Below are 18970 nucleotides of genomic sequence, written 5' to 3' on the forward strand. Positions count from 1 at the left end.
GGCCGAGTACTTGGAAAGGATGCGGATTATGAGCAGTCAACAAAAGGTCACCATTATCATTGGTGCCTCCCAAGGCATTAGCGAAGGCTTGGTAAAGGCATATCGCGAGCGCGGCTACAACATCGTCGCCACATCCCGCTCGTAGGTATCAGGTCGGCAGCTCTGAGCCGGACTGCTCTGCGATCATGTACTGCGAGTACCAATCTGGCCAGTTCTCGTCGTGGTTCCCGCCAGTTCGCTTCTCATGTTCGCCATGAGCGGCGGCGGCACGGCGAAGTGCGCTCGCGAGATCAGCAGACGAGACGTAGGCAGCCCCCTTTGCGTCTATACGGCCGGGAAGACGGTTCGTGACTTCCTGGAATATCCAGCCGTTCCCGTCCGGATCACTGAATGAGGCAAAGGAACCGTAGCTGGCACGTGACGGGTGCAGGCCAGGGAGGCGGTTTTCCGTTTCGCGACGGTGAAACACACCGCCAGCGTCATGGAAGACGCCGCTCATTTCGGCGCCGCGGGAGGCAAGCGCCGCATGCGCCAACTCGATGTCGGATACGATCAGGTGAAGTCCCTGAGCCGAGCCAGGCTGTGCGGACGTGATCCTGGATCCGAAGATGACGGAGCAGGGCGATCCGGGTGGCGTCACCTGAACCACCCGGAAGCCGTCGCTACCGGAAACGTCCGCATCTAGCCGCCAACCGAGACCCGTATAGAAGGACTTGGCGCGGTCGACGTCGGAGACTGGAATAACGACTACCTCGAGCTTCATGTCGAGATCACTCGCTGCCTCGATCGTTGGCATGATGCTTTCCTGAATGGTCATGTTGCTCTCCCTCGGTTGCTTCGTGGCGCGGGAGACGATGAGCCTGCGGTTGACGCATGTCCATTATCCGATGGTGTCGGCTTCTGGACGAGTTCAGCCGATCCATAGGTATTGCCGATACCATGGTGCAATAGCGCCTGAGCGGCGACCGGCGAACCCTAGACGCAGCTGATAGCTGTGAAAACAACGGAGCACGTCATGTCCGAAAATGTTGAAGCCAATTCCATTTCTCTCGCGCCGACCCGGCGGGAACTTCTCGCTGCTACTGCGGCGACAGCCGCACTCAGCCTTCTGCCGGGGCACCTTAGAGCCGCGGTTTCTGGAGACGCGATTCGGCCCTTCAAAGCGGCCATTCCGCAGAAGGATGTTGATGAGCTGCGTCGTCGCGTTCGTGCAGCTCGCTGGCCCGGAATGGAAACCGTCTCTGATCGTTCGCAGGGCGCGCAGCTCAAGAAGTTCAAGCCGCTCGTAGAATACTGGGGCACGGACTACGACTGGCGCAAAGGCGAGAAAAAGCTAAATACGTTTCCGCAGTTCATGACCAAGATCGACGGGCTCGACATTCATTTCATCCATGTCAAGTCGAAGCACGAGAACGCGCTGCCTCTGATTATGACACACGGTTGGCCGGGCTCGGTCCTTGAACTGATCAAGACGATCGGACCGCTGACGGATCCGACCGCACACGGCGGCGCATCGGAGGACGCGTTCCACGTCGTCATGCCGTCGATGCCGGGATACGGTTTCTCGGAAATTCCCTCGGAAACCGGGTGGGGTCCCGATCGTATCGGCCGGGCATGGCACGTGCTGATGACGCGCCTCGGCTATGACCGCTACGTGTCCCAAGGTGGTGACTGGGGCGCCGTCATTTCCGATGCGATGGCCCGGCAGGCCCCGGCGGGACTGCTCGGCATCCATACCAGTATGCCTGCTACTGTGCCTCCAGATATCGCCAAGGCGCTGACCAATGGCGAACCCGCTCCGGCGGGGCTGTCTACCGAGGAGAAGATCGCCTACGAACAGATGAACGCGCTCTACACCAAGGGTGCGGGATACGCCTGGATGATGGTCACCCGTCCCCAGACCCTCGGCTATGCCTTGACGGACTCTCCGGTCGGCCTGGCCGCATGGTACTACGACAAGTTCGCCGACTGGACCTACAGTGGCGGCGATCCGGAGAAATCGCTCACGCGCGACGAGATGCTGGACGACATCTCCCTATACTGGTTCACCGGAACCGCCACTTCGAGCGCGCGGCTCTATTGGGAGAACAATGCCAACAACTTCAACGCGGTTGATATCAAGATCCCGGCCGCCATCACCGTCTTTCCGGGCGAGATCTACCAGGCCCCGAGGAGCTGGAGCGAGAAGGCCTACCACAACCTCATCTACTACAACAAAGTCGACAAGGGCGGTCATTTCGCCGCGTGGGAAGAGCCGGACCTTTTCAGCTCCGAACTGCGGGCTGCGTTCAAGTCACTCCGCTCGGTGTAGCAGCACGGCCCCACGAGCCTCGGAGCGGGATCCGGCCAACCCGGATCCCGTCGCAACATATCCTCAAACATCAGGAGACCTGAAATGACCATCATTGGAAAAGGAACGGCGCTCATCACTGGTGCGTCGTCTGGCCTCGGAGCAATTTACGCCGACCGCCTCGCAAGTCGTGGCTATGATCTCGTGCTGGTGGCGCGAAATCAGGATGCCCTCAGCAGGGTCGCGAAGGACCTTTCGAGCTCGACCGGACGCAACGTGACCACAATCCGCGCCGACCTTGCGCAGCGGGATGATTTGCTGAAGGTCGAAGGGATTCTGCGGAGCGATCCTACGATAACGATGCTCGTCAACAATGCAGGTGTCGGCGCCGTCGAACCTCTCCTGAAGTCCGACGTTGAGGCAATGGAACGGATGATCAAGGTCAATGTCACGGCACTGACGCGCCTCGTATACGCGGCGGCACCATCGTTTGCCGCTCGCGACAACGGAACCATCATCAACATGGCATCGGCGCTCGGGATCGCGCCCGAAATTCTCAACGGCGTCTACGGGGCAACCAAGGCATTCGTGATCGCTTTGACCTTCTCTCTGCAGAAGGAGTTCGCGGACAAGAACATCAGGATCCAGGCTGTGCTTCCTGGCGCCGTGGAGACGCCTTTCTGGGATGCCTCGGGCGGGTCGTTGGATCGGCTCCCGACCGACATCGTCATGAAACCCGGGGATACTGTCGATGCAGCATTGGCCGGGCTGGACATGGGTGAGCTTATCACGTTGCCGTCGGTGCCCGACGAAAATGACTGGAACGCTTACGAGGCGGCCCGGCAGAAACTGATGCCGAACCTGTCTCGCAGTATTCCCGCTTCGCGCTACCACGTCCCCGCTGCGGCGCACTAGCGGCGGTCAGAAAATGGGCTGCCGTGGTGCGAGCTAACCCACGACGCGGCAGCCGCACTGGCGATAACATTTGAGGGGTGACGAGGATGACCGACCGAGATCCTTGGCAGAGCTTTCCCCGTGAGCGACTGATGAAAGGTCCAACGCCAATCCAGCGCTTGGCGCGTCTCGAAGAAGTTCTGGGCGAACGGAGTAGGGGCGTATCGATCTGGGCCAAAAGAGATGATCTCATGGAACTCGGCGGCGGCGGCAACAAGCTCCGCAAGCTTGAATTCCTCCTCGGGCAGGCGAAAGCGGAGGGATGTGACACCCTCGTCGTAACGGGAGGAGTTCAATCCAACTTCGCACGGTTGGCCGCCGCAGCGTGCGCCAGGTCGGGGCTCGCCTGCGAGCTCGTTCTTGCCCAGATGGTACCTCGGACGACCGAAATTTATCAGGCCAACGGCAATGTGCTTCTCGACCATCTGTTTGGCGCCAGCGTTCATATACTGGACCCGGGTGACGATGTTGGCGCGTATGCGAGGCGTCGGGTCGATGAGATCGCCGAAACTCGCAGGAAAGCTCTTCTAGTGCCTCTCGGCGGCTCAACGACAATCGGTTGCCTCGGTTACGTGGATTGCGCTTTCGAACTCGCCCGGCAATCGGCTGAAACGGGTGTCGCGTTCGAGCAGATCATCATCCCCAACGGCAGCGGCGGCATGCATGCGGGTTTGGCTGCTGGCGTGGTCGTTGCGGGGTCTCACCCTTCTCGAATCGCCGCATACACCGTGCTCTCGCCTGCAGACAAGTGTCTCCCCGCAACGGCGGACAAGGTCAACGCGGTTCTTGAGCGACTGGCCAGCGACGCTCGCGTGACCGCGGACGATCTCCGGATAAGCAGTGCTCAACTGGGCGAAGGATACGGCATGCCGACTTCCGGCATGATCGCCGCGGTCGAACTTCTCGCGAGATCAGAAGGGCTTCTCGTCGATCCGGTTTATGGCGGCAAGGCTTTGGCAGGGTTGCTGTCCGACGTTGAAAGTGGAGCAATCGCACCGCAGTCTAACGTGCTCTTCATCATGACCGGGGGTTCGCCCGGACTTTATGCATACGCCGACGTTCTCACTTCCAAGTAGTTCTGACCTGATCCAAAAACCAGGCAAAGAGGTTACCATGTCAAAGAAGCCTAAAATCGCGCTCATAATCGGCTCCACCCGTCCGACACGGTTCGCGGACAAGCCTGCCCAGTGGATGCTGAAGCAGGCCAAGAAACGCAGCGATATCGATATCGAAGTCGTCGATCTGCGCGATCATCCGCTGCCGTTCTTCGATGAAGTGGCGTCGAACGCATGGGCGCCCAGCAAGAGCGCCGATGCTATTCGGTGGCAGGGAACCGTACGCGGCTACGACGGGTACATATTCGTCGTTTCCGAATACAATCATTCGATTACCGGGGTCCTGAAGAATGCGCTCGACCAGGCTTACATCGAGTGGGGACGCAAGCCGTTCACTGCAATCGCGTACGGAAGCATGGGCGGTTCGCGCGCACTCGAACATCTCCGCGGAATCGGTGTGGAGCTGCAGATGGTTTCGACCCATGCCGCCGTTCACATCGGCGCCGGCGATTTCTTTGCTACTTCACCGCTCGGCGGCAATAAGCCGATCGAAGAAATCGAGGCCAACCTCTTGCCGTCGGCCAACACCGCGCTCGACGAGTTGGCCTGGTGGGCGAAGGCCACGATGGCCGCGAAGGCTTCCCAACAGTAACCAGCAGGAACCATCGAGCGTCAAGGAAATGCAAGTTTCGTTGACGCTTTCGATTCTCGGTCAGCCTTGTAGCCGTCAGAAGCTTTGCCGTTCGTGGCGATTGCATACTCTTGCTCTTGCTGCAGGTCCTCGGCCGGAGAAGATTACGGGCGGCGCAGACACCACGATTCGGTGTCGTCGACGCCGCGGACCCGGCGGTGACCTGTCGAGGGTTCAGTTTCCGTTTGGACGTCTGTGCAACCGTTGAATTCGAACGAGCGCAGAAGCATTGATGGTTAGCCCCAGACGCCATAAAGCAGATAGAAGGCATACGCACGAGATTTGGCGCCGATCAGAATTTCATCAAACTAATGAGTAATCAGGACAAGCACCGACTGCTCCTTCCCGTTTCTGTCAGGCAAGTGCCAATGAGGCTGCAAATCACGTGGCCGAAAGCACGGCCTCGATCGATGATGACATCGCTGGCGCTGTGGAGGTCTGGACACGAGAGATCAAAAACCGCGATCAGCTTGCCATGCCTCACATGCTGGAACTGGGAGTTGGTGTTATTGTCGAGAGCGAGGCGATGCCGGTTCCGTGGAAAGATATTGAGCGGGTCAGCCTCTCCGTCTGGAGGGCGTTTATGGCTCTCATAGAGCGCTCTTCGTTGGCGCAATAATCTCGCACGACGTATCCGGTGGCTCCTTCGAGGTCGTTTGCATCCGCCAGGCTCGAACCTATTGACTGGCGTCTATTGAGCAGCGCTTGGGCACCATGGTGCATCTGATGGTTTCAATTCCGGCCATTCCATTCCTGGCGCGGCCGTCCAGCTGAAGCGAAGGTGACATGATGGCGAACGTCGGCACCCACGCAACCCTGCCGGGCTCATGCGCGGGTGCCGGTTGGCCTACTTTTCGGCCAAGGTTCCGGTGTAGTGCCCCAGACGGGCTTCGATGTCCGTGTTCGTCTGCAGCCCCATCTCCATCAGGCGGCCGATATTCTTCTGGGCAACCGGGCGCTGAACAGAGGAAATGAAGGCGTCCCATCCAGCGCCGATTTCCGGGTCGCCGGGAAGGCTGGCGAAATCAACTAGGCGCTTGGTGTCGGCGATCGCCTGCCTGTCGAAACCGGAGATGCGGGTGGCGAGTGCGTCGACGAAATGATCGAGCTTATCGTCATCGAATGAACGGTTGACGTAGCCGTACCTCTCGGCGAGATCGCCATCGACGTCGTCGGAGCCGAGAAGAACCTCGAGCGCGCGCCCGCGTCCCATCAGCCTCGGCAGACGAGCCATAGGCCCGCCGCCCGGTACGAAACCTGCGCCAACTTCCCACTGAGAGAGGATCGCTTTCTCGCGGCTGGCGAAACGCATGTCACTCGCCAGGGCGAGCTCGCTGCCGACGCCTGTGGCTCTACCGCGGATGAGTGCGATTGAGACGATCGGTGCCTTGCTGATGCGGACGAGCATGTCGGGCAGGGGATGCAGGCCAGTCTGCCCCGCAGGGAGGCTGGTCGACTCGGCGAAAGGCGGCGTGAAGTTGTAGTGTGTCAGGAAGAAGCCGGGGACAGCACTGTCGAAAACGACCACCCGGAGCTTGGGATCCGCCTCGATTTCAGCGACCACCTTTTCCATCTGCGGGATCGTTTCCGGGCCGAAGATGTTGAAGGGCGGGTTATCGAAGGTCACGCGCCAGTAGGCGGGCGTGCGCTTCTCGACACGGATCTGCGGCCGTTCGCTGCCGGGTGTGGCTGTGATGTCTCCAGGCTTACTGCGCGTCTCGGCGACCATGGTCTCGCCGGAAAGCGCCAGCTCTGGGAGCATGAGCAGGGCGGCGGCAGTCAGGAATTTCGACGACATCGCGATCCCAATGGATCGATTTGAGTTCGGTTTCATTGCGGTCTCCATTGCTGTTGAGGGGATTGCTATCGGGCGATGTCGAGAACGAGCTCGACCTCGAGCGGCATCCCCAGCGGAATACTGGAGACGCCGAGCACGATGCGCGGCGGAAGGCGCATGTGGCCGAAGACCGAAAGCAGCAGCTCGGAAGCTCCGTCTGCGACCTTGGGGTGTTCGCGAAAGTCGTCTGGGGCGGCTATGTACACGCCCAGCTTCGCCACGGTGCGTATGCGATCAAGGGATCCGAGATGCGCTCGCGCGGCCGCCAACCCACTCAGGCACGCGGTCCTCGCGGCGTCGTAACCTTCGGCAACGGACAGCTCCCTGCCAACCCGTCCAATGTACTGTGGCGCGTGTCCGACGACGGGGAGCATGCCACTCAGGAAGAGAAGGCAGCCGACCTGAACAGCTTCGACATACGCCCCGAACGGAGTCGGCGGCGGTGGCAGTGCCAGTGAGGTCTCCAGGATTCGCGCCTCAGCGCTCACCGTTACCATTTGCCGAGATGTGCGCCGTTGTCGACGTGCAGCACCTCCCCAGTGATATTGGACGCTTCCGTGAGATAGATCACGCCGTCCACGATTTCCTGCACCGCCGTGATGGTGCCCATCGGCGACAAGGATCGAAGATAGTCCCGTGAACCCGTAGCATGGAGCGGTGTGTCAACAACACCAGGCGAAACCGCGTTTACTCGGATGTTGTCGCTGGCGAACTCCAGCGCCAGGCTCTTGGTGATCGCATTCAGCCCGCCCTTGGTAATTATCGGCAGGGATGCCTTGACGCCAGCGATCGGATGGTCGGTCAGCGACGACGTAATCGTGACGACGCTTCCACCGGATTTCTGCCGAAGCATCTGTCTGACAGCGTGTTTCGTGAAATGGAAGAAGCCTTCGAGATTTGTTGCCGAGAGGCGCCGGAAGTCCTCGATCGTGTATTCGAGAAATGGCTTGGTGAAGAAAACGCCTGCGTTATTCACGAGGGCGTCGATGGAGCCGAACTGTTCGACAGCTACCTGAGAGACGCGCTCCGCCGTCTTGGGATCGCCAACGTCGCCATCGATAAGCTCAAGCCTTCCCGCACGATCGAACGATGTCGCCTCACTGATCCGCCGAGACGTCGCGACGACGCTCCAGCCTTTGTCCAGGAACGTCTTCACGAGCCCGGCGCCGATGCCCTGTGATGCACCGGTAATCACAACCGTCTTGTGCACACTCATTTTGTGCTACCTCCATTTTTTCTTTTCCGAGCGACAGCGGCCGACGAACGGGCGCCGGAGTATCGCAGCTGTCAAATTTCAGGGGCTGCCCCTTGGGACACTGGTGGCGACTTTCGCGCCAAAGAATGTGCAGACGCTATTGTACGAAGGTGTCTCCGATACCTTTGGATTGGTTAGGGCTGTTGGAGGACACCAAGGTCCAATAGACCGCTATTGCCTATTCAAATAATTCTTGGAGCGCAGCGCATCGAACGGAGCCTTAAATGAGAACGTGGCATGATCGCCGGATCCTCGACCTTCTGGAAATCGAGCTTCCCGTCATACAGGCGCCGATGGCAGGAGCGACGACGGCAGAAATGGTGATTGCCGCTTCTGAAGCTGGCGGCTTAGGTTCGTTGCCGAGCGCGCAGTATTCGGCTCAGAAACTACATGAGGCGCTCACGCAGATCACTGCGAGAACAGCCAAGTCAATCAATGTGAATTTCTTCAGCCACGTGACGCCCGAGGCCGATCCTGTTGGTCAGATGAAGTGGCGAGCACTCTTGGCGCCGTATTTCGTCGAACTTGGCCTTGACCCCGCTGCCCCGATCAGCGGCCCCGGACGTGCGCCCTTCGGCAACGAGTTCTGCGAGGTCGTCGAAGAGTTCCGCCCCAAGGTGGTGAGCTTCCATTTCGGTCTTCCCGATCGAAGACTCGTTGATAGGGTAAAGGCCGCGGAGGCCAAAGTGCTATCGTCCGCGACGACCGTCGCGGAGGCCGTCTGGCTCGAGGCACATGGTGTTGATGCAGTGATCGCAATGGGTTTCGAGGCTGGCGGGCATCGCGGAAACTTTCTTACGCAGGACATGACAACCCAAGTAGGAACGATGGCGCTCGTTCCGCAGGTCGTGGACGCGGTTAAGGTTCCGGTCATTGCTGCCGGGGGAATCGCAGATGGCCGCGGAGTTGCGGCGGCGTTAATGCTTGGAGCGTCAGCGGTGCAGATCGGTTCTGCTTACCTTATAACTCCAGAGGCCAAAATTCCGGATCTGCACGCCGATGCTCTGGGTCGTGCCGGCGACGCCAGTACCGCCATCACCAATGTCTTTACAGGAAGGCCCGCGAGAGGCGTCGTGAACCGACTGATGCGAGAACTGGGTCCGCTTTCGGACGTGGCGCCCGCCTTTCCGACCGCCGGAGTGGCGCTCGCCGCGATCCGCGCGAGGGCGGAGGAGGAGGGACGCGATGACTTCACCAACCTCTGGGCGGGGCAGGCCCTTGGTTTGGCGAAGTGGCTTCCCTCAGCGGAACTTACCGTGAAGTTGTTCGAGGACGCAATGGCAGCCCTGGAGGCGGGTTTGGCGATCAGGCGACTGTAGCCGTGCGCGGCAAACTGCCCCCCGCAGCGCGTCGTACGGCATAGACGCCAAACCTGCGGAGCCTTTCAAGGAGCTCCCTACAAGTCACATCAATTTAACAATCAGACCGTCTAACGCCGGAGGAATCCGCATGTCGCGACGAGTGGCCGATCAACTCACAATCGTTCTCGCAGGATCCGCTTCTCTCGCAATCGCGATGGGTGTTGGTCGTTTTGCATTCACCCCGATTTTGCCGATGATGCTGCACGATGGAACGGTCGATCTCGCTTTTGCAGGAAGGCTCGCAACAGCAAACTACGTCGGCTATCTCGTCGGGGCGCTGGCGGCGATGCTTATACCCAAGGCGTGGTCGCAGACGGCGATCATCAAATCCGCTCTCGTCCTCACCATTGTGCTGACTGCACTGATGGCGCTTCCGCTTCCGTCGACATGGATAGGACTGAGATTTCTCGCAGGTGTCGCGTCGGCGATCGGCTTCGTGTTTACGTCGGGCTGGTGCTTGGCGGAGCTCTCCGGGGCACCCGGCTCGATCGGCAGTGCAATCTTCACCGGGCCGGGAGCTGGGATTGCGATATCGGGTCTGGCGGCCAGCGCTATGACAACATTGAGTTTCACTGGGCAGTGGGGCTGGACGGCATTTGCCGTCATGTCGGCGGTGATAAGCGCAGTTATCTGGCGTGTCTTTCGAAAGTCCGGCAGAGACGTGGAGCCATTTTATGTCGGCAGCGCGGGGAGTTCGGGTCGGGTCCCGCGAACCGAAATGCCTGTGTTCGCAGTCGCCTACGGGCTCGCTGGTTTCGGCTACATCGTGACTGCGACATACCTGCCTGTTATCGCGAAGAACGCAATACCGGATTCCCCTTTGCTCACGGTCTTCTGGCCGCTGTTCGGCGTTTCAGCCGTAGTGGGTTCACTTCTGGCATCGCGTGTGCGGAAGAACGCCGACGCTCGACTGTACCTCGTCGGTTCGTATCTCGTGCAGGCGGCAGGCGTAGCAGTGTCTGTCGTTTGGGAGGACGCAGTCGGTCTTGCCCTAAGCAGCATTCTGGTCGGTGTCCCGTTCACCGCGATCAGCTACTTTGCCATGAACGAGGTCAGAAGGATCCGATCAAGTCATCACGCCCGCTACATGGGGCTGCTGACGGCGATGTTCGCAGTCGGCCAGATCTTGGGGCCGCCAGTCGTAGGCGCAATATTTGCCCGCCAGCGAAACTCCGAGGGTGCGTTTGCTCTCGCCCTAGGCATTGCAAGCATAACGTTGGTCGTAGGGGCCGTGATGCTGGTGGCGATGATCGTGATGTTCCCGGCCAGGGTTCATCACAGGCCTCAGGATCGCTAGTGGATCTCTCGACCGTCGTCGATCCTGAGCTTTGCCGCCATATTCACGAGATCCGGTAGGGACCGGGCGCTCATTTTTCGCATAACCTGGCCGCGGTGCGCCTTGACTGTGATCTCGCTGATATCGAGCTCGAACGCGACCTGCTTGTTCAATAGACCCTTCACCACCCCCGACATGACCTCACGTTCCCGCGGGGTCAGGGCATCGTAGCACACTTGAAGGCGCATCAGCTCTTCCTCATCGCGAATGAGTGCCTCGCTCTTTGAGAGAGCTGACTGTATAGCGGCAAGGAGTGCCTCCGCGTCGATCGGTTTCGTCAGGAAATCGAGAGCGCCACCCTTCAGAGCCTTTACGGTCATGGGGACATCGCCGAAGCCCGACACAAATATAATCGGGGTTCGATTGCCGCTCTTCGTGATCAAGGACTGGAGATCCAGGCCATTGAGCCCGGGCATGTTCACATCCAAAACGAGGCAGCTCGGTCCTGCATTTGGTGTGGCGCTCAGAAATGCCTGAGCAGAATCAAAAAGAATTGGCCGCCACCCTGCCGACCCGATCAAGAGTTCCAGAGATTCCCGCACAGAAATGTCGTCGTCAACCACAAACACCGTCGATCCACTCAGAGCGTTCAGAGGCGCGGTAGTCGCATGATTCATCGCCGAGGTCATCCGGTACATGTGCTGCCTCCTTAAGTGGGCGCAAGCTCATCGAGTGCAAACACTATATCATGTGTGGGCGCGGGCACTATTGCCCTGATCGATATCCCGCTGCCCCTCGACGCAGAGCATGCGAGTTTCCTGGCGAAAATCCATTGTACGATGGTATCGACATCCGTTTTCGACCTGTTTCCACGACACCATCGTACAATGGCATACGCCCCGTCACTTGAGCATGCTCATGAGGTCGATTGAGCGCGGCAGCTCAGTTTAGCGAGCTGGCCTCTGTTCGCCAGACCGGACAAGACGCCGAACGTCTTAACTTTTGTAAGGAGATAACGATGAGCAACATCCTGATGGTTCTCACTTCGCATGATCGGCTTGGCAATACGGGCCTAAAGACCGGGTTCTGGTTGGAGGAATTTACGGCTCCCTACTATGTCTTCAAGGATGCAGGCGCCAGCATTACCGTCGCCTCTCCGCGGGGCGGGCAGCCGCCGATCGATCCCAAGAGCGACGAGCCAGGCAATCAGACAGCTTCCATGACCCGGTTCAAGGGCGACAAGGATGCTCAGTCCGTCCTTGCAAACACGGTGCGCCTCGCGACCGTAGATGCCAAGGATTTCGACACGATCTTCTATTCGGGCGGGCACGGGCCCATGTGGGATCTCGTCGAGGACCGGAAGTCGATCTCGCTGATCGAGGAATTCTATGGCTCCGGAAAACCCGTTGCAGCGGTTTGCCACGCGCCTGCCGTCTTCCACCACGTGACGTTCCAGGGCAACCCGCTGGTGAAGGGCAAGCGGGTGACCGGATTCACGAACTCTGAGGAAGAGGCGGTACAGCTCACCAAGGTCGTCCCGTTCCTGGTCGAAGATGATCTCAAGTCGCTGGGGGCGCATTATGAGAAGGCGGGCGATTGGGAAAGCTTCGCGATCGTGGATGGCCACCTTGTCACGGGCCAGAACCCCGCCTCGTCGACTGCAGCGGCGAGATCGCTGCTCGGCCTTCTCTGATCGGCGAGGTCTGTCATGAAGACCCAACTTTCGGAGATTGAAGGCGTCGAGCTCAAATCCGGAGACGGCGGCCCCCTCGATGTCCTGATCGATTTCTACCGGGCCTTCAACGCCGGCGATCTTCGGGGCCTGGAATCCGTGTGGCTTGCAGGCGAGGCCCCGAGCATGGACAACCCGATCGGCGGCATCCGTCGGGGCTGGATTGCGATCGAGGAGGGTTATTCCAAGCTCTTCAGCGGACCTGCGGAGGTCCACGTCACCTTTCATGACTTTACGAGTCAGGGAGGACCCGATTGGCATCTCTTTGTCGGAAGAGAGCGTGGCAAGTGCGTTACCGCGGACAAAGAGCTGGAGATCGCATTTCGAACGACGCGTTGGCTCGTCAGACTTGATGGTTTCTGGCGGCAGCTCCATCACCATGGCTCGGTTGAGGACGCGGATATGCTTCGCGACTACCAGCGCCTGATTTTTGGCCGATAGGCAGAGCGAGCGGCGGTGTAGATTGCCGCTTCTTGCGCCGCGTCCGGTCAGGCCCGCTCAAGATAAATGGACGATAATTTCGCCACGATGAATCGTACCGAATTATATTGAATCTCATCGCTCACAGGAGATTTTGATGACCGTCGTTGCCGACGCCTCGCCGCTTTCCCAGATGCTGAACAAGGCTTTCGCCAAATTCGACAGGGACGGGAACAACAAGCTGACGGGGGACGAACTCAATAACTTTGATCAGATTCTCAGACCGGGCGTAGCACTCGATGATAACGGCCGCCCCACGGTCGACATGAAGCAGAAGCTCGACCACAACGGAGACGGCGATGTCGACCTGGACGAAATGAATTCGACCGGAATTCTTATGCCCGCAAATATGTGCGCCACGGACTTTTCCTCTCTTCTCGGATATCTGCGCGCCAAGTCAGACGATCCGGCGGCGCTGCAAGCCGCGGCCATTCTGGGACTGAACGACAACAAGGAGGCGTAGGCGCTATCTGCCGTGATCTCGCGGAATTTCAAGGCTGCCGTAGGATGGGAATAGGACAGCCTTGGTCTCGAGAAATGCGGCGAGCCCCTCTGGCCCACCCTCGCGGCCAATCAATGACTCCTTGGAACATCGGAAAGGTGCGGACGGTGCGAGCTCCATTCCATTGATGTGCACCTGGCCCATCCGAATCCTGCGGGCGACATCGAAAGCTGTTGCCGGATTTCCGAATATCGAGCCGCTCAGTCCGAAGTCCGTGTCATTGGTAATCGCGATGGCCTCGTCGATGTCCTCGAAAGTGTGAATGGTGACCACAGGTCCGAAGATTTCCTCCCTGGCGATTGACATGTCTCTTGAAAGCGGGCGCTTCCTTCCGCATCTGCGAGAAATACATTTATGACGCCCGGTGGAATGCCCGCTTCCATTGCGCACTGAACGACCAGATATGCGTCCGGTGGACTTTCAGCGGAAAGGCTTGATAACGCACGTGCATCCGGCGGCAAGGGCAGCACTCAGCTTGGTCATCAGGATCGGAAAGGCCGCGTATGATCGCTGCCGGACCAACTGGCTCGGAAGGATCGGCGCAAAGCCAAGCGTCGTGTTACGCTCCTTTTCGAACTCGTAGGTGAGGGCGAGGCCTGCGAAGTACCGCAACCGAGCTACAGCGAGCGGTGTCAGCCGACTTGCCAGAGCGACGGCAGTCCAAAGCTTCGCGAAAAGGGACATGCGTCGTTCGAGCGCTTCGGCGAACGTGGGCATCATTGCTGCGCGCTCGCTTGGGTGGGTCCTGGGCCATGTCCCATGCTCGAAGGCGTTTGCCGCGGACGCGATTGCCAGACCGAATTCGTCTGCCGTTGCTATCGGCACGTCGGCAAGCGTTTTGCAATCAGCGGGACTGACAAGCTTCTTAGATTTCGATCCAGTAGCTCTCACCCGATAAAAAAAGCTGTCGAGGATGCGTTTCGGGTATTCGTGGGCCAGATCTATCATTGTGGTGTCCACTTCTTCAGCTAGGACCACGCATCCACGTCGATGACCGCTTGGGCAAAGGCAGCAGGTGCCTCCTGGGGAAGATTGTGACCGATACCGCCCGAGATCAGGCGGTGCTCATATTTTCCGATGAACTTGCCTGCATAGGCCTTCGGATGGGGATGCGGCGCGCCGTTGGCATCGCCTTCCATAGTGATCGTGGGGACGGACAATTCCGGTCCCGTCGCGAGCTTTGCCTCGTATTTGTCGAACCGCTTTTCTCCCGAAGTCAGCCCGAGGCGCCATCGATAGTTATGGGCGACGATTTCGACATGGTCCGGGTTTGTGAACGCGGTCGCCGTCCGGTCGAAAGTAGCGTCGTCGAATTGCCATTGAGGGGAGGCGAGCTTCCAGATCAGCTTGGCGAAATCGTTCGTGTACTTCGCGTAACCCTCGCGCCCACGTTCAGTTGCGAAATAGTACTGATACCACCACTGGAGCTCGGCGGACGGGGGTAAGGGAACTTTTCCGGCAGCCTGGCTGCCGATGAGATAACCGCTGACCGAGACCAGTGCCTTGCAGCGCTCGGGCCACAGCGCGGCCACAATATCGGCGGTGCGAGCGCCCCAGTCGAACCCGGCGATGGTGGCGCGATCGATCTTGAGGGCATCCATCAATTTGATGGCGTCGATGGCGAGCGCCGACTGCTGTCCGTTTCGTTTCGTCTCCTTCGAAAGAAACGTGGTGCCGCCATATCCGCGCAGGAACGGGACAATTACCCTGTGGCCCCGTGCAGCTAGGATCGGAGCAACTTCTGCGAAACTGTTGATGTCATACGGCCACCCATGAAGCAGAATCACGGGTGATCCATCCTGCGGGCCGACCGCTGAGTAGGCTACCTTGAGGTCGCCAGCATCGACTGTTTCGCTGGCGGTGAGAGGAAGTGCCGTCGGTTTCGGGCCGCTGGTCTGATCCGCGCGTGCAGTACCCACGATGGCGCCGAGGATTCCCGTGGCAGTCAAGCCAAGAGCAGCGCCACTGAATGAACGGCGGGTCAGGATAGCAAGCTCGGTGGTGCTCATGATTGTCTTCTCCTCGATATGGCGTAGGACCCATCCGTTATCGGGGGGTGTCCAAGAACGAAGTCGATTAGGACTTTGGAGAGATGAATCGCTTGCGGCTACTAAACGAAGGTGTTGGTCATACCAAGGTATCGGCGATACCTATGTTCAATCCCGCCCAAGACGGGATTCGACATACTCGTTCTCCATGACGGCGTTCAGACGACCGAAAGGAGAAGATTATGTCGCAAGACTACCGCCCCCCGGGATCCGCCTTTCCGGTCTTCGTTATCCTGGTGGCCATCGCCGCCTTAATTGTCGCGTTGGTGTCCGTGAGGCAGCCGACGCAGGCCGCACGGGTTTGGGTACCTGCCTCGACAGGCGCTAGCAACTCGATTCGGAATGCCGGCGAGACCTGTGCACCACAGTGCAGATCGACCGACCCGGCGTAAGAGTGGTCAGCGGCGCGGATCCACGAAAGCTTTTCGATAGGTGGGCGGCCGCTTGGCGCCGAAGAAATCGCGATGATGCGCAGTCTGCTGAGGGAATACTGCTCTCAGCAGCGATGCGACAGACAAGGAGACGTTGCCGAGGAGGCCGCCAGGTACTTGGTCACTCTATATCAGAACGGCCTGAGCACCGAGGAGGAGCTCAGACGGCGACTTTATGAAAAGCGGAATTGGGGTGGCCAATTGATTTTGGTCAGCACCCACAGGATAGCGTCTTACCGCAGGGGCTCGGGAAGCAGTATAATAGGGAAGTCCTGATACGAAACTGGTCTCAGAAACCTGTAGATCGCGAGCGTGCCTACGGAGGTCGATCTTCCGTCGGAAGTCGCCGGGTAGGGACCGCCGTGGACCATCGCAGGGGAGACTTCCACCCCCGTGCCGAACCCGTTCACGAGCAGTCGTCCAGCAAGCAATTCAAGCTTCGGTATGAGGGAAGTCACTGCCTCCTGATCGCCGTTAGCGATGTGAAGCGCGACAGTGAGCTGTCCTTCCAACGCATCCACGACTTCATTCAGCTGAGCCAAATTCCTGCAGCGCACGATCAGGCCAGCGGCGCCGAACACTTCGTCCTGCAGTTCGTGGTGGGCAAGGAAAGCTTCGGCCGAGGTTTCGAAGAGTGCGGCCGCACCTTCGTACGCCGATCCGGTTTTCCCCGACGCGATGGATCGGACTTCCGGGTGCCGCTCGAGCTTTGCCACTCCATCACAATAGGCCCTCGCAATCGACGGTGTCAGCATCGGCTGCGCGCTAATCTCGGGAAGCAGCTCCGCAGCCGTTTGGGTGAACGTGTCGAGGTCTGCTCCATCGATAGCCAGAAGCAAGCCGGGGTTCGTGCAGAACTGCCCAGCTCCAAGGACAAGAGAAGCAACGAACGCCGAGGCGATATCACGCGCGCGGTTTTTTAAGGCATCTGGAAAGAGGATGACTGGATTGATGCTGCTCATCTCGGCGTAGACCGGGATCGGCTGTTTCCGACGCGAGGCTATCTCCATCAGAGCAGTTCCTCCTCGGCGGGATCCGGTGAAGCCGACTGCGCGAATTCGCGGATCTGCGACCAAGTTCTGCCCAGCCTCGAATCCGGTATCGAAAATCAGGGAGAATGTGCCGGGATGCAGGTTCGCTCGCGCCACGGCGCGTTGCACCGCCCGACCAACGAGTTCGGAAGTTCCCGGATGCGCCGAGTGGGCCTTCACGATAACTGGGCAACCAGCTGCTAGAGCCGAGGCCGTATCGCCGCCGGCGACGGAGAAGGCGAGGGGAAAGTTGGAGGCACCGAATACCGCCACCGGGCCAAGTGGGACGTTTCGCAACCGAAGATCTGGTTTCGGCGCTGGTTTGCGAGACGGATCGGCACCATCGAAACGCAGCTCCTGGAAGCGCCCATCGCGAACCTCCTTGGCGAACAGTCGAAGCTGGCCGAGAGTGCGCGCACGCTCGCCTTCAAGCCTTCCACGCGGCAGACCAGTCTCTGCCATCGCTCTGACGATAAGACTGTCGCCAATGCTCTCGACCTCTTCCGCAATTGTCTCTAGGAAAGCTGCCCGGGATCCGAGATCGGTCTCCCGATAGAGCTGGAAAGCCGCCCAGGCTTTGCTTGCAGCACGTTCGACATCCTCGGGCGTTGCTCCGCCGAAGGACACCGGAAGCGGGTTGCCAGTGGCTGCCTCGATTCCGTGGAACTCGCCGTTGGTGCCGCGTTTTTCCGATCCCGCGATAAGCAGGTTTCCAATGATCGTCATGCTCGAATTTCCTTATTGAACTACCGAGCTTGATATAGGAATTCCGGCGGCTCGTGTCACCGTAACAGGTACCCCTTTATATGAGGGTGTGCCCGATTGCGGATCGAAATGAGATAGACATCACCAGGTTCAATTCCGGATAATAGCCTGCGATGGAGCCGCGTGGGATGTCATACGCCACGGCAGTAAGGCCGGCGATCGAGTGCGATTCTTCATCGCCATGAAGCCCGCAGATTTCGATTTGATCTCCGTCGGCGAGCCCACGATTGACCAAGTCCTCCTGGTTCATGAAGACAACGTCGCGTCGACCAAAAACTCCTCGGCAGCGATCATCAAGGCATAGACGGTGGTGTTGTACTGATCGGGGCTACGGATCGTCGTCAGGACGAGCGCTTCTTTCGTTGCGAGCGCTCTTCGCGGAGGGCGCGATCAGGAAGGTAATCTTTGCCGTTGACGGTATTCCAGCGACGGAAGGAGGCCGCAACGTCCAATCGGAAACCACCCGGATTGCGAACCGCGCATTGAAGTCGAAGAAATCGGAGAAGACCGCCTCGAGCTTGTCGCGGATGCGATCGTAATCTCCAACAAGGCCGTCCCAGTCGATGCCGTGACGATCACCAAGCCTAGCCTTCGCTATTCCAGCTATAATCGCAGTTCGGATCTGACCATGTCGCCAGGCGGCTTCAGGAACCCTCGGGATAGTGACCGCTGGGGCCTAGCGCTTGAGTTATCGAGATCCGTTCGACCAAGTCAGGACAGGATAAGGGATGTCCTCGCGACGAGGAGGTGGGAGCGGTTCAGCTTCGTTGCGATGTGGACAGCAAGATCGAGCCTTCGCATTCCCGCAAACGTAGCCTTATGATCCGACATCGCGACCGGAAGATTTCCGACGAGGCGGATCAAAGCCTTTGACTCGCGCGCGATGATGGCCTCCATGGTCCCTACGGCGTTGTGCCCTTGGCCGCGTGGGGCTGGAAACCGAAAGCCCGTTCCATGCCTTTGAGGAGTGCCTTGCCTGGGATCTCGGTGATGCCGACTGTATCGGCGGATTGTTGAATGTCGCCCGAACCGAGCCAGGAGCGGCAAACTTAAGTTCGATTTGCTTGCTCATATGGATTACCTCTCGTCGCTGCTAGGCAACCACCTAGTCGCGCCTAAGGCTTGAATCCTATTGCACAATGGTATCGCCCGCTGTCACGGGTAACGTGCGCCCGAACGAAGGCCGCCTCCGGGCGGGTGGAGACGGCCTTCAGCGGACCGGGAGGATCCGCACGCTCCGGCGGAGGGGAGGACGCGGGAGC

The 18970-nt window shown here is 59.3% G+C and carries 19 protein-coding genes and 2 pseudogenes; 11 read left to right on the forward strand and 10 right to left on the reverse strand.

Annotated features, from left to right (window positions below; translation table 11 throughout):
- Positions 1-28 precede the first annotated feature (28 nt).
- Positions 29-142 (forward strand): annotated as a pseudogene (locus ASD52_RS38245) (3-oxoacyl-ACP reductase); the annotation flags it as partial.
- 6 nt (positions 143-148) lie between these two features.
- Here the strand turns inward: ASD52_RS38245 and ASD52_RS08450 are convergent.
- Positions 149-817 carry a VOC family protein gene (locus tag ASD52_RS08450; protein WP_057223895.1) on the reverse strand — a complete coding sequence of 223 codons (669 nt, stop codon included), beginning with the start codon at positions 815-817 and terminating at the stop codon, positions 149-151.
- A 198-nt stretch (positions 818-1015) separates the two neighbouring features.
- On the opposite strand from ASD52_RS08450, the gene ASD52_RS08455 reads away from it, so the two are divergent.
- The 5 genes from ASD52_RS08455 to ASD52_RS39065 all read left to right on the forward strand — a co-directional run bounded on the left by ASD52_RS08455 (position 1016) and on the right by ASD52_RS39065 (position 5609).
- Positions 1016-2311 carry an epoxide hydrolase gene (locus tag ASD52_RS08455; RefSeq protein ID WP_057215906.1) on the forward strand — a complete coding sequence of 432 codons (1296 nt, stop codon included), beginning with the start codon at positions 1016-1018 and terminating at the stop codon, positions 2309-2311.
- Positions 2312-2395: 84 nt separating this feature from the next.
- Positions 2396-3205 carry an SDR family oxidoreductase gene (locus ASD52_RS08460; protein ID WP_057223897.1) on the forward strand — a complete coding sequence of 270 codons (810 nt, stop codon included), beginning with the start codon at positions 2396-2398 and terminating at the stop codon, positions 3203-3205.
- Between the two features lie 86 nt (positions 3206-3291).
- Positions 3292-4320 carry a D-cysteine desulfhydrase family protein gene (locus tag ASD52_RS08465; RefSeq protein ID WP_057215912.1) on the forward strand — a complete coding sequence of 343 codons (1029 nt, stop codon included), beginning with the start codon at positions 3292-3294 and terminating at the stop codon, positions 4318-4320.
- A gap of 37 nt (positions 4321-4357) precedes the next feature.
- On the forward strand, positions 4358-4951 hold the full coding sequence (locus tag ASD52_RS08470; protein ID WP_057215915.1) for an NADPH-dependent FMN reductase: 594 nt from the start codon (positions 4358-4360) through the stop codon (positions 4949-4951).
- A gap of 424 nt (positions 4952-5375) precedes the next feature.
- Entirely contained in the window at positions 5376-5609 is a 234-nt protein-coding gene (locus tag ASD52_RS39065; RefSeq protein ID WP_057215918.1) for a hypothetical protein, read from the forward strand.
- Positions 5610-5837: 228 nt separating this feature from the next.
- Here the strand turns inward: ASD52_RS39065 and ASD52_RS08480 are convergent, their stop codons facing one another.
- Genes ASD52_RS08480 through ASD52_RS08490 form a run of 3 tightly spaced genes read right to left on the reverse strand, consistent with a single transcriptional unit; the run spans position 5838 to position 8043 of the window.
- Positions 5838-6824, reverse strand: coding sequence for an enoyl-CoA hydratase/isomerase family protein (locus ASD52_RS08480; RefSeq protein ID WP_057215922.1), 987 nt, complete (start codon positions 6822-6824; stop codon positions 5838-5840).
- Between the two features lie 29 nt (positions 6825-6853).
- Positions 6854-7324 carry a RidA family protein gene (locus ASD52_RS08485; protein WP_057215925.1) on the reverse strand — a complete coding sequence of 157 codons (471 nt, stop codon included), beginning with the start codon at positions 7322-7324 and terminating at the stop codon, positions 6854-6856.
- Positions 7318-8043 carry an SDR family oxidoreductase gene (locus ASD52_RS08490; protein ID WP_057215928.1) on the reverse strand — a complete coding sequence of 242 codons (726 nt, stop codon included), beginning with the start codon at positions 8041-8043 and terminating at the stop codon, positions 7318-7320. The genes ASD52_RS08485 and ASD52_RS08490 overlap by 7 nt, the downstream gene beginning before the upstream one ends.
- A gap of 263 nt (positions 8044-8306) precedes the next feature.
- Here ASD52_RS08490 and ASD52_RS08495 point away from each other — a divergent pair, with 263 nt between their 5' ends.
- On the forward strand, positions 8307-9401 hold the full coding sequence (locus tag ASD52_RS08495; protein WP_057215931.1) for a nitronate monooxygenase family protein: 1095 nt from the start codon (positions 8307-8309) through the stop codon (positions 9399-9401).
- A gap of 142 nt (positions 9402-9543) precedes the next feature.
- Positions 9544-10740 (forward strand): YbfB/YjiJ family MFS transporter, encoded by a 1197-nt coding sequence (locus ASD52_RS08500; protein WP_244497441.1) that lies wholly within the window; start codon positions 9544-9546, stop codon positions 10738-10740.
- Here ASD52_RS08500 and ASD52_RS08505 read toward each other — a convergent pair.
- The gene (locus ASD52_RS08505; protein ID WP_057215938.1) at positions 10737-11417 is read right to left on the reverse strand and encodes a response regulator; all 681 of its coding nucleotides are present in this window, start codon (positions 11415-11417) and stop codon (positions 10737-10739) included. The genes ASD52_RS08500 and ASD52_RS08505 overlap by 4 nt on opposite strands.
- Positions 11418-11737: 320 nt before the next feature.
- On the opposite strand from ASD52_RS08505, the gene ASD52_RS08510 reads away from it, so the two are divergent.
- From ASD52_RS08510 to ASD52_RS08520, 3 genes are all read left to right on the forward strand, one after another.
- Positions 11738-12412, forward strand: coding sequence for a type 1 glutamine amidotransferase domain-containing protein (locus ASD52_RS08510; RefSeq protein ID WP_057215941.1), 675 nt, complete (start codon positions 11738-11740; stop codon positions 12410-12412).
- A gap of 15 nt (positions 12413-12427) precedes the next feature.
- Positions 12428-12892 (forward strand): nuclear transport factor 2 family protein, encoded by a 465-nt coding sequence (locus ASD52_RS08515; protein ID WP_057215944.1) that lies wholly within the window; start codon positions 12428-12430, stop codon positions 12890-12892.
- 136 nt (positions 12893-13028) lie between these two features.
- Entirely contained in the window at positions 13029-13394 is a 366-nt protein-coding gene (locus ASD52_RS08520; protein ID WP_057215946.1) for an EF-hand domain-containing protein, read from the forward strand.
- 3 nt (positions 13395-13397) lie between these two features.
- Here ASD52_RS08520 and ASD52_RS08525 read toward each other — a convergent pair whose 3' ends face one another.
- The 5 genes and pseudogenes from ASD52_RS08525 to ASD52_RS39860 all read right to left on the reverse strand — a co-directional run.
- Positions 13398-13739, reverse strand: coding sequence for an aldehyde dehydrogenase family protein (locus tag ASD52_RS08525; protein ID WP_057215949.1), 342 nt, complete (start codon positions 13737-13739; stop codon positions 13398-13400).
- A 114-nt stretch (positions 13740-13853) separates the two neighbouring features.
- Positions 13854-14381 carry an aldehyde dehydrogenase family protein gene (locus tag ASD52_RS08530; protein WP_057223901.1) on the reverse strand — a complete coding sequence of 176 codons (528 nt, stop codon included), beginning with the start codon at positions 14379-14381 and terminating at the stop codon, positions 13854-13856.
- 20 nt (positions 14382-14401) lie between these two features.
- The gene (locus ASD52_RS08535) at positions 14402-15442 is read right to left on the reverse strand and encodes an alpha/beta hydrolase (RefSeq protein WP_057215954.1); all 1041 of its coding nucleotides are present in this window, start codon (positions 15440-15442) and stop codon (positions 14402-14404) included.
- Positions 15443-16145: 703 nt separating this feature from the next.
- On the reverse strand, positions 16146-17669 hold the full coding sequence (locus tag ASD52_RS08545) for an aldehyde dehydrogenase (NADP(+)) (RefSeq protein WP_057223903.1): 1524 nt from the start codon (positions 17667-17669) through the stop codon (positions 16146-16148).
- Positions 17670-17681: 12 nt separating this feature from the next.
- Positions 17682-18709, reverse strand: a pseudogene (locus ASD52_RS39860) (molybdopterin dinucleotide binding domain-containing protein); the annotation flags it as partial.
- Positions 18710-18970 lie beyond the last annotated feature (261 nt).

This window comes from Ensifer sp. Root142 (assembly GCF_001426785.1).
In the GTDB taxonomy this organism is placed as follows: domain Bacteria; phylum Pseudomonadota; class Alphaproteobacteria; order Rhizobiales; family Rhizobiaceae; genus Ensifer; species Ensifer canadensis.